At 72.7% G+C, this 12,892-nt stretch carries 12 protein-coding genes; 3 read left to right on the forward strand and 9 right to left on the reverse strand.

The features are described 5' to 3' along the window. Nucleotides 1–379 precede the first annotated feature (379 nt). The 7 genes from AC3A5R_RS10445 to AC3A5R_RS10475 all read right to left on the reverse strand — a co-directional run bounded on the left by AC3A5R_RS10445 (nucleotide 380) and on the right by AC3A5R_RS10475 (nucleotide 8,242). Nucleotides 380–1,240, reverse strand: coding sequence for a glucosamine-6-phosphate deaminase (locus AC3A5R_RS10445; protein ID WP_487620702.1), 861 nt, complete (start codon nucleotides 1,238–1,240; stop codon nucleotides 380–382). Continuing rightward, a complete protein-coding gene (locus AC3A5R_RS10450) occupies nucleotides 1,240–2,265 on the reverse strand; it encodes an ROK family protein (protein WP_487620703.1) in 1,026 nt (341 codons plus the stop codon). The genes AC3A5R_RS10445 and AC3A5R_RS10450 overlap by 1 nt, the downstream gene beginning before the upstream one ends. Beyond that, a complete protein-coding gene (gene nagZ, locus AC3A5R_RS10455) occupies nucleotides 2,262–3,680 on the reverse strand; it encodes a beta-N-acetylhexosaminidase (protein WP_487620704.1) in 1,419 nt (472 codons plus the stop codon). The genes AC3A5R_RS10450 and nagZ overlap by 4 nt, the downstream gene beginning before the upstream one ends. Nucleotide 3,681: 1 nt before the next feature. Then, on the reverse strand, nucleotides 3,682–4,584 hold the full coding sequence (locus tag AC3A5R_RS10460) for a carbohydrate ABC transporter permease (protein ID WP_487620705.1): 903 nt from the start codon (nucleotides 4,582–4,584) through the stop codon (nucleotides 3,682–3,684). Then, the gene (locus AC3A5R_RS10465; RefSeq protein ID WP_487620706.1) at nucleotides 4,581–5,540 is read right to left on the reverse strand and encodes a carbohydrate ABC transporter permease; all 960 of its coding nucleotides are present in this window, start codon (nucleotides 5,538–5,540) and stop codon (nucleotides 4,581–4,583) included. Before AC3A5R_RS10465 ends, AC3A5R_RS10460 begins: the two co-directional genes overlap by 4 nt. A 102-nt stretch (nucleotides 5,541–5,642) precedes the next feature. Beyond that, nucleotides 5,643–7,013 (reverse strand): extracellular solute-binding protein, encoded by a 1,371-nt coding sequence (locus tag AC3A5R_RS10470; RefSeq protein WP_487620707.1) that lies wholly within the window; start codon nucleotides 7,011–7,013, stop codon nucleotides 5,643–5,645. 101 nt (nucleotides 7,014–7,114) lie between these two features. Next, nucleotides 7,115–8,242: an ROK family transcriptional regulator gene (locus AC3A5R_RS10475; protein ID WP_487620708.1), complete on the reverse strand. Its 1,128-nt coding sequence runs from the start codon at nucleotides 8,240–8,242 to the stop codon at nucleotides 7,115–7,117. Between the two features lie 123 nt (nucleotides 8,243–8,365). Here AC3A5R_RS10475 and AC3A5R_RS10480 point away from each other — a divergent pair, with 123 nt between their 5' ends. The 3 genes from AC3A5R_RS10480 to AC3A5R_RS10490 all read left to right on the forward strand — a co-directional run bounded on the left by AC3A5R_RS10480 (nucleotide 8,366) and on the right by AC3A5R_RS10490 (nucleotide 10,550). Then, nucleotides 8,366–8,641 carry a DUF2277 domain-containing protein gene (locus AC3A5R_RS10480; protein WP_487620709.1) on the forward strand — a complete coding sequence of 92 codons (276 nt, stop codon included), beginning with the start codon at nucleotides 8,366–8,368 and terminating at the stop codon, nucleotides 8,639–8,641. Nucleotides 8,642–8,706: 65 nt separating this feature from the next. After that, nucleotides 8,707–9,834, forward strand: coding sequence for a metallophosphoesterase (locus tag AC3A5R_RS10485; RefSeq protein WP_487620710.1), 1,128 nt, complete (start codon nucleotides 8,707–8,709; stop codon nucleotides 9,832–9,834). 95 nt (nucleotides 9,835–9,929) lie between these two features. Then, nucleotides 9,930–10,550: a class I SAM-dependent methyltransferase gene (locus AC3A5R_RS10490; RefSeq protein WP_487620711.1), complete on the forward strand. Its 621-nt coding sequence runs from the start codon at nucleotides 9,930–9,932 to the stop codon at nucleotides 10,548–10,550. Between the two features lie 201 nt (nucleotides 10,551–10,751). Here the strand turns inward: AC3A5R_RS10490 and AC3A5R_RS10495 are convergent, their stop codons facing one another. Together AC3A5R_RS10495 and AC3A5R_RS10500 are read right to left on the reverse strand one after the other, a co-directional pair. Then, entirely contained in the window at nucleotides 10,752–11,324 is a 573-nt protein-coding gene (locus tag AC3A5R_RS10495; RefSeq protein ID WP_487620712.1) for a TetR/AcrR family transcriptional regulator, read from the reverse strand. Between the two features lie 41 nt (nucleotides 11,325–11,365). After that, on the reverse strand, nucleotides 11,366–12,829 hold the full coding sequence (locus AC3A5R_RS10500; RefSeq protein WP_487620713.1) for a fatty acid desaturase: 1,464 nt from the start codon (nucleotides 12,827–12,829) through the stop codon (nucleotides 11,366–11,368). Between the last annotated feature and the right edge of the window lie 63 nt (nucleotides 12,830–12,892).

The raw sequence follows: 12,892 nt of genomic DNA on the forward strand, positions 1-12,892 counted from the left end.
AGTAGACACCCATCCACCGACAGGCGCTGACAGGACCCGGTCCGACGTCCGATCCGATGAGCCGTGCCACCTCCCCGGGAGCACCGGCCAACCGTAGGGCGGCCCGGCGGCGACCGACAACCTCAGCGGCGTGGCGTCGTGCCGAGCCTGTGGACAACCGGTGGACGGCACAACGCGACACGCCGTCAACAGCTGTGGAGAACGTGTGTGTACAACTGTGGGCACACGGGCGGACCCATGGAGCCACGGAGGCCCTGACCTGCGACGACGTGTGTCCACCGGGTGTGGACGAGAACTCCCACCAGCCTGTGAGTTGTCCACAGCGGGACAAGGGCATCGGTTTTGACATTTGGGGATTGTCCCTTTACCACGGCATAGATCACGGGGTGGGCGATTCGGACAAACCGGCCGCCGACGCGTCGTAGTAGTCGCGGTTGCGCAGCCCCGCCGCGGCGGCCTCGTCCACGACCACGAAAGCCTCCGCGTGCCACTGGATGACCGAGCCCGGGCACGAGGCCGACAACGGCCCCTCGACGGCGGCCGCGACCGCCGCCGCCTTGCCGGCCCCGGACGCGACGAGGACGAGCCGGCGCGCGTCGAGGACGGTGCCGAGGCCCTGGGTGACGCAGTGCGTCGGCACGGCGTCGACGTCGCCGCCGAAGAAGCGGGCGTTGTCGTGACGCGTCCGGTCCGAGAGCCGCTTGACGCGCGTGCGCGAGGCGAGCGAGGACCCGGGCTCGTTGAAGCCGAGGTGGCCGTTGGCGCCGATGCCGAGGATCTGCACGTCCACCCCGCCGACGGCCGCGATCCGTCGCTCGTACTCCAGTGCAGCCGCAGCGAGCTCGCGCTCGGTGGTCCCGGACCCGTCGGGCACCGAGAGATGCTCGGGCGACAGGCGCAGCGGCCGGCACACCTCGCGCAGCAGCACCTCGCGGTAGGACTCGGGGTGGCCTGCGGGCAGGCCGACGTACTCGTCGAGGGCGAAGCCGTGCGCGCGGGTCAGGTCGAGCCGCCCGGCCTCGACGGCGCGCCCCAGCTCGGCGTAGAGGCCGAGCGGCGAGGACCCGGTCGCGAGCCCGAGCACCGGGTCGCGACGCGACGGCCCCGAAGCACCGGATGCACCGGAGACGTGGGAAGCGTCGGTTGCGCCCGGCGAGCTGTCGGTGGGCAGTCCGGCTAGGACGACCTCGGCGGCCCGGCGGGCGACGTCCGCGGGTGCAGGCAGGACGATGACCTCCATCAGCCCACCCTCTCACCGGGCCGGTGGGCCGTGGCCGCACCGTCCACGCCGTCGCGGTGGGGCCCGACGGCCAGGAACGAGGCCCCCACCGCCGCGACCGGCAGCGTCGCGGGCAGCAGCCCGAACCGGTCGGGCAGGTCGAGCGCGGCGACGAGCCGCGAGGCGCGCGAGCGCCGTTCGAGGTCGGCCCGCACCGCCTCGAGCAGCGGTGTGCCGAGACCGGCGAGTCCTCCTCCGGCGCGCACCTGTTCGGCGCCCGACGCCAGCGCCAGCACCTGCACCGCGAGCCCGATGCCGCTCGCGAGCACGTCGACGGCCATCCGGGCTGCGAAGTCGCCGGCCGCGGCGGCGACGAAGGGATCGGGGGCGAGCCGGGTCCGCGTCGGCCAGAGTCGCGCCAGGGCCGAGCCCGACGCGACGGTCTCGAGGCAGCCGACCTGTCCGCACGTGCACGGCGCGTCACCGGCGACGGGCAGGTGCCCGATCTCCCCGGCGGCGCCGGCGATGCCACGCACGACGACGCCCTCGCGGACCACGGCCGAGGCCAGGCCGGTGCCGAGGTTGAGGTAGGCCAGTGCCCCGGGCGCCGACGCGCCCGACGCACCCGACGCACCCGCCGCACCCGACGCACCCACCGCGTCGGCGCGCAGCCGCCAGGCCCCGAGCGCCGCGGCCTTGACGTCGTTCTCGACGGCGACCGGACGCCCGAGCCGGCGTCCGAGCTCGGCCGCGAGGTCGACGGCCTCGACGTCGAGGTTGACGGCGTGCCGGGCGAGTCCCGTTGCGGGGTCGACAAGCCCGGGCATGCACGCGCCGACGCCGACAACCTGCGACAGCCCGCCCGCCTCGAGCGCGACCTCGTGCGCGAGCCGCGCCGCGACCTCGACGACACCGTGCGGGCCACGCCCGGACACCGTCGTACGCAGCGCCAGCACCGACGCGTCCGGGGCGACGAGCGCGACCGCCGTCTTCGTTCCGCCGATGTCGATCCCCAGCCGCGCACCCCGATCGCCGTCGGCGCTCACGAGCCGAGCCCGAGGTAGCGGCCGAGCGCCCGGGCCACGACGACCGACCCGCCGTACGCGACGAGGTCGGCGCCGCCGCGTGGCCACCCGCAGTCGACGACGATCGTCGGGTGTCCTTGCGCCCGAAGCTCGTCCGCGACGTGCCAGGCCGGATGCGTCGGCGCGAGGCCCCGGCCGGCGACGGCCACCTTGGCGCCGGCGGGGACGTCCGACACCGGCACGGTGAGCCCGGCCGCGAGGGGTCCCCACGCGACGCGTCCGACGGCGAGGTTGGGGTCGGAGGCGACCTGCACGATGCACGGCACGCCCTCGGCGGCCAGCCACGCGTCGCTCGCGGGCGTCGTCGTGAACCCCTCGGAAAGCCGGGCATCGGCCCAGGCGCCGGCGGAGCCGGGGCGCTCCGAGGACACCGGCCCGGGCGGGAAGGTCGCCGACAGGAGGGCGACGCGGCCGGCCGCATCCTCGAGCCGGTCCACCGGCAGGCGCCCCTCCCCGACGGCCGCTACGACGGCGTCGACGACCGCGTGCACCTCCGACTCGGTCGTCTCCGACCCGATGCAGAGCAGGTCGCAGCCGGCGGCGAGCGCCCGCACCGCGGCCTCGGGGATGCCCGTGACCGCCGAGGCGCCCGCCATGTCGAGCGCGTCGGAGACGATGACGCCGGTGAACCCGAGCCGCCCCCGCAGCACGTCGACGAGGACGACCGGCGAGAACGTCGCCGGGCGCTCGGCGTCGATGGCCGACACGACGACGTGCGAGGTCATGACCGACGCGACGCCCGCCTCGACCGCGGCACGGAAGGGCTCCAGCTCGCGCACGTCGAGGACGTCGAGCCCGGCATCGACGCGTGGCAGCGCGAGGTGCGAGTCGGTGACGGTGTCGCCGTGGCCCGGGAAGTGCTTGGCGCAGGCGGCGACGCCGACGGACTGGACCCCCTCGACGTAGGCCGCCGAGTGCCGGGCCACGTGGCCCGCGTCGGCGCCGAAGCTGCGCGACCCGATGACCGGGTTCTCGTCAGCGGAGTTGACGTCGACGACCGGCGCGAGGTCGAGGTTGATGCCGTAGGAGGCGAGCTCGGTACCGATGAGCGAGGCCGACCGACGCGTCAGGCCGGTGTCGTCGAGGCGGCCGAGGAGGGCGTTCCCCGGTTGGGTCGACCCGGTCGGGTAGTGCAGCCGGGTCACGTCGCCCCCCTCCTCGTCGACCGAGACGAGCAGGCCGGGGGCGGTCGCGCGCAGGTCGGCGCACAGGGTCGCGAGCTGGTCGGGGTCGACGACGTTCGCGCCGTAGAGGCACACGGCGGCCAGGCCGGACGCGTGCTCACGGGCGACCCAGTCGGGCGGCGTCGTGCCGACGAACCCGGGCATGAGCGTCCCGAGGACGAGGCGCCGCAGCGCCTCCGGGGAGGTGGTCATGTCAGCCCTTCACCGCCCCGCCGACGAGGCCGTTGCTCATCCGCCCCTGCACGATCAGGAAGAAGATGATGACCGGCACGGCGACGACGGTGGAGGCGGCCATGACCTGGCCCCAGTCGGTCTCGCGGGTCGCGCTGGCCTGCACGAAGCCGCGCAGCCAGAGCGGCAGCGTCCGGGCCTGCTCCTCCGTCATGACCACGAGGGCCACGGTGAACTCGTTCCATGCCTGGAGGAACGCGTAGACGCCGGAGGCCACGACGCCGGGGGCCAGCAGCGGGAAGGTGATCCGCAGGAACGCCTGGGTGCGTGAGAGCCCGTCGACCATCGCGGCCTCCTCCAGCTCGACCGGCACGCCGGCGACGAACCCGCGGAGCATCCACACGGTGAACGGCACGACGGCGGCGGTGTAGAGGATCGCGAGGCCGAGGACGTTGTTGAGCAGGCCGACCGAGCTCATCATCTTGTACTGCGCGATGAACAGCCCCTCGGCCGGCAGCATCTGGATGAGCAGCAGGGCGAGCACGAAGGTGCGGCGGCCCCGGAACCGGAACCGGCTGATCGCGAGGGCCCCGAGGAAGGCGATGACGATCGCGGCGGCCACGGTCGTGAGCGTCACGACGAGCGAGATGCCCAGGGCGCGAAGGAAGCCCGGGTCGGTCACGACGGTCCGGAAGTTGTCGAGGGAGCCGCCGAACGGCAGGAAGGTCGGGGTGCTGCGCTGGAGCGTCACGGTGTCGAGGAAGGCCGAGTTGAGCATCCAGTACACCGGGAAGGCCCAGACGAGGGCGAGCGCGACGGCGAGGACCGTGAGGAGCGAGCGACGCGTCGAGCGCCGCGAGGGTGTGCGCGACGAGCGGCCCGACCGGGTGCGCGTCGAGGTCCGTGGGGTGGCGTGGGCGCTCACCGGGACTCCTCCTTCATGAGGGAGCGGACGTAGTACCAGCTGACCCCGACGGTGATGAGCAGCATGAGGATCGACACCGCGCTGGCCGAGCCGAAGTCACCGGCGCCCGTGCCGAGCTGGTAGATGTACGTGCCGAGCAGGTGGGTCTCGTTCGCGACGCCACCGGCGTCCTGGAGCAGCTTGACCTGGGTGAACACCCGGAGGTCCCAGATCAGCTGGAGCAGCAGGACGATCGAGATGACCGGCGCGACGAGCGGCAGGATGATGTGGCGCAGCCGCTGCCACCCGCCCGCGCCGTCGATCTGCGCCGCCTCGAGCACCTCCGGCGACAGCTGCGTGAGCCCCGCGTAGATCGACAGCGCGACGAACGGGACGCTCATCCACACGACGATGACGGCGGCGATGACGAAGAACGACAGTGGCTGCACGAGCCAGTTGTGCCCGGCGGCGTCGATGCCGACCTGCTCGAGCAGCCAGTTGAGCAACCCGTTGCGCCAGTTGACGATCCACGTCCAGACCGTCATCGAGGCGACCACCGGCATCGCCCATGCGAGCAGCAGCGCCACCTGCAGGCAGAGCCGCCCGACGCGTCCGACGGCGCCCATGAGCAGGGCGAGGCCCAGGCCCACGGCGACCGTGACGACCGCGCACACGACGCAGAAGACGAGCGAGCGGGCGACGACGAGCCAGAGGTTCGCGTCGGTGAACAGGGCGACGTAGTTGTCGAGCCCGACCCACTCCGGCGGCTGCCCGAACTGCTGGGCGAGGCCGAACTTCTGGAAGCTCGTGACGACCTGCCAGCCGACGGGGTAGCCGAGGGCCACGAGGAGGACGAGCAGCGTCGGGACGGTGAGCAGGGCGGGGGTGACGCGTCGGGGCCGGCGGGGTCGCCGGGGCGCGGTGACCGATTGGGGTGTCCGGGAGGTGTCGGGCGGAGCAGATGCCGTCGTGGTCATGACTGGCCTTTCGGGCCTGAGGTCGGGAGGGGCCGGCGGCCGGGTGGAGGGGTGTCCCGGCCGCCGGAGCCTGTCAGGCCGGCTGGTGTGCGGCGAGGGCCGTCACGAGAGGTTGAGCAGCGGCGTGATCTTCGCGTCGTACTCCTTGGCCAGGGCCGTGAGGTCGGACGCGTCCTTGATCTTGGAGAAGAACTCCTCCATCACCATCTTCGACTCGACGACCGCCCAACCCGGGGCGGCCGGCGTCAGCTTCGAGTTCGACGCCGACTCGACGAGCGCCTTGGCGAACGCGTCGGTCCCGAGGGAGCTGACGTAGTCGGAGTTGGCCGGGCCGAGGCCGGCGCCGCCGAGCTTCTTCTGGTAGCCCGCCGAGAAGATGATCTTGAGCAGCTCGCGCGAGAGCTCCTGGTTCTGGCTCGCCTTGGAGATCGCGATGTTGGAGCCACCGGCGAAGACGGGTGCCGGCTTGCCGTCGGTGCCCGGGAGGACGAACGCGGTGAACGTCGCGTCGTTCCACTCGCGGACCTTCTTGCCGTCCTTCTCCTTCAGGTCACCGATCGACCAGTGCGCCCAACCGGGGGCCATGATCGTCGCGGCCGCGAGCGACGTCTTGCCGGTGACCTTCTGGTTCTCGTCGAGGATCTCGTCGGCGTCGTTGACGTAGAGCCACGGCGTCTGGTCCTTGGCGTCGGCCGGGGCCTTGGAGGCGTTGCGGTAGAGGTCCTGGAGCTGGGTCAGGCCCTTGACGGTGTTCGGGTCGGACAGCGTCGAGACCCACTGCCCGTTCTCCTTCTTGGCGAGGTCGCCGCCGTTGGCGAAGATCCACGAGATGCCGTTGCGCCAGTCCTGGCCGCCGAGGAAGAAACCGCTGAAGTTCTTGATGTTCCGGGGGTTCTTGGCCGTGATGGTCTTGACGGCGGTGTTGAACTCCTCGAGCGTCTTCGGCGCGGCGACGCCCGCCTCCTTCCAGAGGTCGGCCCGGGCGAACATGTAGCGCGAGCCGAAGTAGTACGGCAGCGCGTACTTCTTGCCGTCGACCGAGCCGACGTCGACGAAGGACTGCAGCAGCTTGCTGCCGCCGAGCTGGTCGTAGAGGTCGCTGACGTCGCTGAAGGCGCCGACGTTGGTGAAGGTCGGGCTCTGCGTGTTGCCGATCTCGGTGACGTCGGGGGTGTTCTTCGGGTCGGGCAGGGCCGTCGTCAGCTTGGTGACGAGGTCGGGCCAGGCCTGCTCCTCGATCTTGAGCGTGGCACCGGTCTTGGCCTTGAAGGTGTCCTGCAGATAGGTCCGCAGCTCCTTCGGGGTGTCGGTGCCGGCCAGCCACAGGGTGATCGACTTCCCGGCGTTGCCGGCGGTGCCGGCGGGGGCACCCGAGGAGCCCGTCGTCGTGCCGTTCGCGCCGCCGCCGCAGGCGGTGAGCACGAGGGCCGCCGTCGCGGCCGTGGCCACGGCGAGACCGAGGGTCTTGTTCATTCCGTTTCCTTTCCGAGGGCCGCGGTGGCGGACCGGTTGTCGCGTCGTCGCGAGGTGGTGCGGTGTGTGGTGCGGTGTGCTGCTGGTGGTGGGGCGGGCGCCTAGGCGACGCCGAGCTGGTCCCACAGGACGAGCACGGCGGCGCCGCGCAGGACGATGTCGTCGGACCGGTCGGCGAGGCGTACGGCCAGGTGTGCCTCGGGCCGGGCGAGCAGGCGGGCGCGGAGCGTCTCCTCGAGGGCGTCGCGCAGGACGCCCCCGAGCAGGTGCTCCGGCCCGGAGAGGACGACCTCCGACAGGTCGAGGGCGGCCACGACGGGGGCGAGCGCGATGCCGAGCCGCTCGCCGGCCTCGCGCAGCGGCGCGTCGCCGCCCGACGCGTCGAGCGCCTTCTCGAGGTTGGGGGCCGACAGCCACGTCTCGAGGCAGCCGACCTTGCCGCAGCGGCAGCGGGCACCGCCGTCGGTGCCGACGGTGACGTGCCCGATCTCGCCGGCGGCGAAGTGGGCGCCGCGGACGCGCTGGCCACCGACGATGAGCCCGCCACCGACACCGCGGCCGATCTTGACGAGGACGAGGTCGTCGCCGCCGTCCCCGAGCGTGTAGTCGGCGTGGACCGCGGCGTCGGCGTCGTTGACGACGAAGACGGGCAGGTCGGTGGCCTCGGCGACGACGTCGCGCAGCGGCACGTCGGTCCAGCCGAGGTTGGGCGCGGTGTCGACGACACCGCCGGGGCCGACGATGCCGGGGGTGCCGACGCCGATGCCGAGCAGCGGCGCGGTGGCCGCGGCGACGAGCTCGTGGACGAGGTCGAGGACGGTGTCGACGACCGTCTGGCCGGTCGCGTCGGCGATCGGCCGCTCGGCGCGCACGAGGATGTTGCCGTCGAGGTCGAGGACCGCGCCGCGGAGGACCTCGTGGGCGGCGAGGTCGAGCCCGATGGCCTGAAGGCCGGTGCGGTTGACGTCGACGAGGGTGGCCGGCTTGCCGGGGCGCACCTCGTCGGAGGGGCCGAGCTCGACGGCGTGACCGGTGTCGATGAGCTCGGCGACGAGGTCGGAGACGGTCACCTTGCTCATCCCGAGGCGGCGCGCGAGGTCGGCGCGGCTCATGGCGCCCACGGAGTAGAGCAGCTGGAGCACGAGCGACAGGTTGTGCCGGCGGCCGTGGGCGGGGAGCACGGCGGTGCGCGGCGAGAGCCGTCGGGCGCGGGAGAGGGCGGTGGTCACAGAGGTTAGTAAAGTTTACTAACTTCCAATCGCGCAAGCGTTCCGGCGCAGAAACTTCCCGGCCGTCTCTTCGACGCCATCCGCCGGCCGCGATGCGTCGGTGGGCCGACATACGCTCGGGGCATGTGCCGCAACATCCGACAGCTCCACAACTTCGAGCCCGCCGCGACGTCGGACGAGGTGCGCGCCGCCGCCCTCCAGTACGTCCGCAAGGTCAGCGGCAGCACCAAGCCGAGCCAGGCCAACCAGCACGCCTTCGACGAGGCCGTCGAAGCGATCGCCCACGCCACCCAGCACCTGCTCGACCACCTGACCACGAGCGCACCACCCAAGGACCGCGAGGTCGAGCGGCAGAAGGCGCGCGAGCGCAACGCCGTCCGCTTCGGAACGCCCGCCTGACCGGCCCGCCACCCGCACCGGCTCCAGCGCCCGTTCGCCGACCCGCGGCCCCCGCCTGCCCTCCCGTGTCGATCTTCGTCGCCGTCCTCGCGGCGCTCCTCGCGCTGCTCACCCTCGCCCTGCACCGCCGTCTCGCCGTCGCCCCCGGCTGGCCCCGCGGCGTCCGCCTCGCCTCCGCCCTCCTCCTCGGCCTCACCTGGCTGCTCACCCTCACCGCGTTCGCCATGCAGTCCGGCGCCCTCGACCCCCGGCGCGGTCGGTGGGTCGCGTGGGCGGGGATGACGTGGCTCGTCGTCGCCTGGTACCTGCTGCTCGGTCTTGCCGTCATCGGGATCGCCTGTCTCGCAGCGCGACTCGTACGGCGCCCCGACCTGCGCCGCCCGCTCCTGCGGGTCGGCACCCCTCTCGTCGTCGTCGCGGCACTCGGCGCGACGGGCTACGGGCTGGCCGAGGCGTCGCAGCCGTCGGTGACCGCGGTGACCGTCACGGACCCCGACCTGTCGCCGGGCCTGGACGGGCTGCGTGTCGCGCTCGTCACCGACCTGCACGCCGGACCGATCCGTGAGGCGTCGTTCACCCGACGCGTCGTCGACCTCGTCAACGCCCAGCGGCCCGACGTCGTCGTCCTCGGCGGCGACCTCGTCGACGGCCGCGTCTCCCAGGTCGGCGACGTGCTGGCCCCACTCGCCGACCTCCGCGCCCCGCTCGGGGTCTACGCGGTGAGCGGCAACCACGAGTTCATCTCCCAGGAGGCCGACGCGTGGCTGAGCCACTGGGAGACCCTCGGCATCCGCGTCCTGCGCAACGAGCACGTCGGCATCGAGCGGGGTGGGGCGAGCCTGACGCTGGTCGGGGTCCACGACCTCACCGGGCGGGGCACCGACGCCAGCGACGCAGCCCGTGCGCTCGAGGGCGTCGACCCGTCGGGGTTCACGGTCTTCGTCGCCCACCAGCCCAAGGCCGCCGAGAACGTGCAGGGCCGCGGCGTCGACCTCCAGCTGGCGGGGCACACGCACGGCGGCCAGGTGTGGCCGTTTCGCTACCTCGTGCCGCTCCAGCAGCCGGTCCTCGACGGGCTCGCGACCGTCGGCGACGTGCCGGTCCTGACGAGCCGCGGCGCCGGGGCGTGGGGACCGCCGGTCCGGGTGCTCGCCCCACCCGAGGTACCCGTCGTCACGCTGCGCCGCGGCTGAGTCCGGCCCCGCTCCGGCGTCGCTCCGGTGTCGCTCCGGTGTCGCTCCGGTGTCGAGACACTGCACCGGACGCGACCCGGCCCTACGCTCGGGCCATGGGCTTCTGGGCGAGGCAGGTGACGCCGCGGCTCGTGGCGGGCGGCGAGAGCGAGGCCGTCATCGCCCTGCGTCGACGAGCCTGCGCCGGCCTCAGGGGTGAGGTCGTCGAGCTCGGGTTCGGCAGCGGCGGCAACGTCGGGCTCTACCCGGCCGAGGTCACCCGCGTCGTCGCGATCGAGCCCTCGGACGTCGGCTGGCACCTGGGCGAGAAGCGCCGCGCGGGCAGCACGGTCCCGATCGAGCGCGGCGGCCTCGACGGCCAGCGCCTCGACCTGCCGGGCGACAGCGCCGACGCCGTCCTGTCGACCTTCACGCTCTGCACCATCCCCGACGTCGCGGCCGCGCTCCGCGAGGTGCGTCGGGTGCTCCGGCCCGGCGGCGCGCTGCACTTCCTCGAGCACGGCATCGCCCCCGACGAGGGGGTCCGGCGGTGGCAGCGCCGCCTCGAGCCGATCCAGAAGCGAGCCTTCGACGGCTGCCACCTGACCCGCCCCATCGACCGCATCATTGCGGAGTCCGGTCTCGAGCTCGTCGACGTCGACCGGGCCTACGCGCCCCTGCCGCGGCTCAGTCGGCCGTGGACGTTCGGCTACCTCGGCCACGCCGTCAAGCGCTAGCTCCGACCCCTTCGCCCCTCCCCCTCCCCCTCCCCATCGAGTGAGCACGCAACCTCACCCGTCACAGCAACGCGGGTGGGCTGGAGTGACACCTGGGACGGAGTGCTCACTCGATGAGCAAGGAGAGGGGCGCCCCGGGCGTCGCGTGAGCACTCTGTCCCGATCGAGTGAGCACGCCCTCTCGATCGAGTGAGCACTCCGTCACACGGGTCGCAGGACGCGTCCGGCGACCCACGCGATGTCGTCGGCAACCTGCGCCGGTGAGCCTCCCGGTCGCACGACGTGGCTGAGCACGACGCGCACGACGACGTCGACCGCGGCCCGGCGCCGACGCGACGGGAGCGTCACCTCGTAGCCCTCGAGACGGCCGAGCACCATGTCGGACGCGGCGTCGACGAGCACGTCCGAACGCGTCGTGAGCAGCGGCATCAGCTCGGTGTCACCGCCGTGCGTGAAGGTCGCGAGCGCCCGCAGCAGCGGGCTGTCGGCGGCGAGGTCGAGCACGGAGCGCACCGCCGCGCGCACCGCCGCGTCAAGGTCGGTGGGGTGCGCGTCGAACGCCTCGCCGACGACGCCGAGGAACCGCTCGAGCTCGCGCAGCACCATCGCCTCGCCGAGCGCAGGCTTGGAGCCGAGCTCGTTGTACACCGTCTGGCGCGACACCCCGACCCGCGCGGCGAGCGCCCCCATCGTCACGGCGGCCCAGCCCACCTCGGCCGTCAGCTTGGCGGCCTCCTCGACGATTCGCTCGCGCAGCGTGGGCGTCGTCGTCATGTGGGTCATCGTAGGCAGACCGCGCCCGGCGACCGCTCCCGTCACGTCGATGCGGCCGCGACGAAGTCGACCTTCTCGCGCACACCGCAGTCGGGGCAGCACCAGTCGTCCGGTACCTCGGCCCACGTGGTGCCGGCCGGGAAGCCTTGTCGCACATCGCCGTCCGCCTCGTCGAAGACGTAGCCGCAGCCGGGGCAGGCGTGCCGGCCACCCGCACGGGCGCCGCTCCCGGCCATCAAAGCATCGGCACCCACGGCATCGACCGCGGAAGACGCGTCAGCACCCCGGCCGCGCGACGCGTCGGGCCCGTCGGGCGCGTCGGGCGCGTCGGGCGGCGGGTACGCGGCGAGGACGCGTACCCGCCGCGAGGGCTGGACGTTGGCGAGGCGCACGTCGCCCCCGTAGTGCGCGAGCACCCTGGGGTCCATGACGCGACGCCACAGCGGCGGTACGAGCGCGAGGACGATCATCCCGGCGTATCCCGTCGGCAGCACCGGCGACTCCGCGTAGTCGCGCAGCGTCTGGTAGCGACGCGTCGGGTTGGCGTGGTGGTCGCTGTGCCGCTGGAGGTGGTAGAGCAGGACGTTGGTCGCGATGTTGTTGCTGTTCCACGAATGGCTGGGGTCGACCCGCTCGTACCGCTGCCGACCGGGCTGGCCGACCACCTGGCGCAACATCCCGTAGTGCTCCATGTAGTTGACGACCTCGAGCAGCGAGAGCCCGACGAGCGCCTGCACGAGGAGGTAGGGCAGGACGCCGACGCCGAGCCACATCACGAGCGCACCCCAGAGCAGCGCCGACAGCAGCCACGCGCTGACGACGTCGTTGGACCACCGCCACGGGTGCAGCCGCCGACGGGCGAGGCGTCGCTTCTCCAGGCGCCACGCGCTGCGCAGCGACCCGACGACGGTGCGCGGCCAGAAGGCGTAGAAGCTCTCCCCGACCCGGCTGCTCGCGGGATCGGCGGGCGTTGCGACGCGCACGTGGTGGCCACGGTTGTGCTCGATGTAGAAGTGCCCGTAGAAGCTCTGCGCGAGGGCGACCTTGGCGAGCCAGCGCTCGTGGCTCTCCTTCTTGTGGCCGAGCTCGTGGGCGGTGTTGATGCCGATGCCGCCGACGCAGCCGATGGAGACGGCGAGGCCCACCTTGTCGAGGGTCGTCAGGCCGGCGTGGGTGATGACCCACAGGGCTGCGACGAGGCCGACGTACTGGATCGGTAGGAACCAGTAGGTGATCCAGCGGTAGTACCGGTCGTTCTCGAGGGCCTCGATGAGCTCGTCGGGCGGGTTGCTGCGGTCGAGGCCGGCGACGAGGTCGACGAGCGGGACGATCCCGAGGATGACGATCGGGCCGATCCAGAACCAGATGCCCCACCCGGTGGCCGCATGCATCCCGAGCCCGACGAAGGCGAGCGACGGGACGACGAGCCCGATGAGCCAGAGGTGTCGTTTCGGGTCGCGCCACTGCTCGGTCGTGCCGGTCGGAACCGTTCCTACTGCCGTCATGGGAGCCTCCGCGTCGTTGGTTTACATGACCGTAGAAGATGTAAAGCCGATTGACAATCGTTG

The sequence above is a fragment of the Intrasporangium sp. Soil_C_50 genome (genome assembly GCF_057656595.1).

What these genes read in the sequence shown, in the direction of transcription:
- nagZ (WP_487620704.1), bottom strand. Translation starts at nt 3,680, where the DNA reads ATGACCACCTCCCCGGAGGCGCTGCGGCGCCTCGTCCTCGGGACGCTC.
- AC3A5R_RS10495 (WP_487620712.1), bottom strand. Translation starts at nt 11,324, where the DNA reads ATGACGACGACGCCCACGCTGCGCGAGCGAATCGTCGAGGAGGCCGCC.
- AC3A5R_RS10490 (WP_487620711.1), top strand. Translation starts at nt 9,930, where the DNA reads ATGGGCTTCTGGGCGAGGCAGGTGACGCCGCGGCTCGTGGCGGGCGGC.
- AC3A5R_RS10445 (WP_487620702.1), bottom strand. Translation starts at nt 1,240, where the DNA reads ATGGAGGTCATCGTCCTGCCTGCACCCGCGGACGTCGCCCGCCGGGCC.
- AC3A5R_RS10500 (WP_487620713.1), bottom strand. Translation starts at nt 12,829, where the DNA reads ATGACGGCAGTAGGAACGGTTCCGACCGGCACGACCGAGCAGTGGCGC.
- AC3A5R_RS10470 (WP_487620707.1), bottom strand. Translation starts at nt 7,013, where the DNA reads ATGAACAAGACCCTCGGTCTCGCCGTGGCCACGGCCGCGACGGCGGCC.
- AC3A5R_RS10480 (WP_487620709.1), top strand. Translation starts at nt 8,366, where the DNA reads ATGTGCCGCAACATCCGACAGCTCCACAACTTCGAGCCCGCCGCGACG.
- AC3A5R_RS10465 (WP_487620706.1), bottom strand. Translation starts at nt 5,540, where the DNA reads ATGACCACGACGGCATCTGCTCCGCCCGACACCTCCCGGACACCCCAA.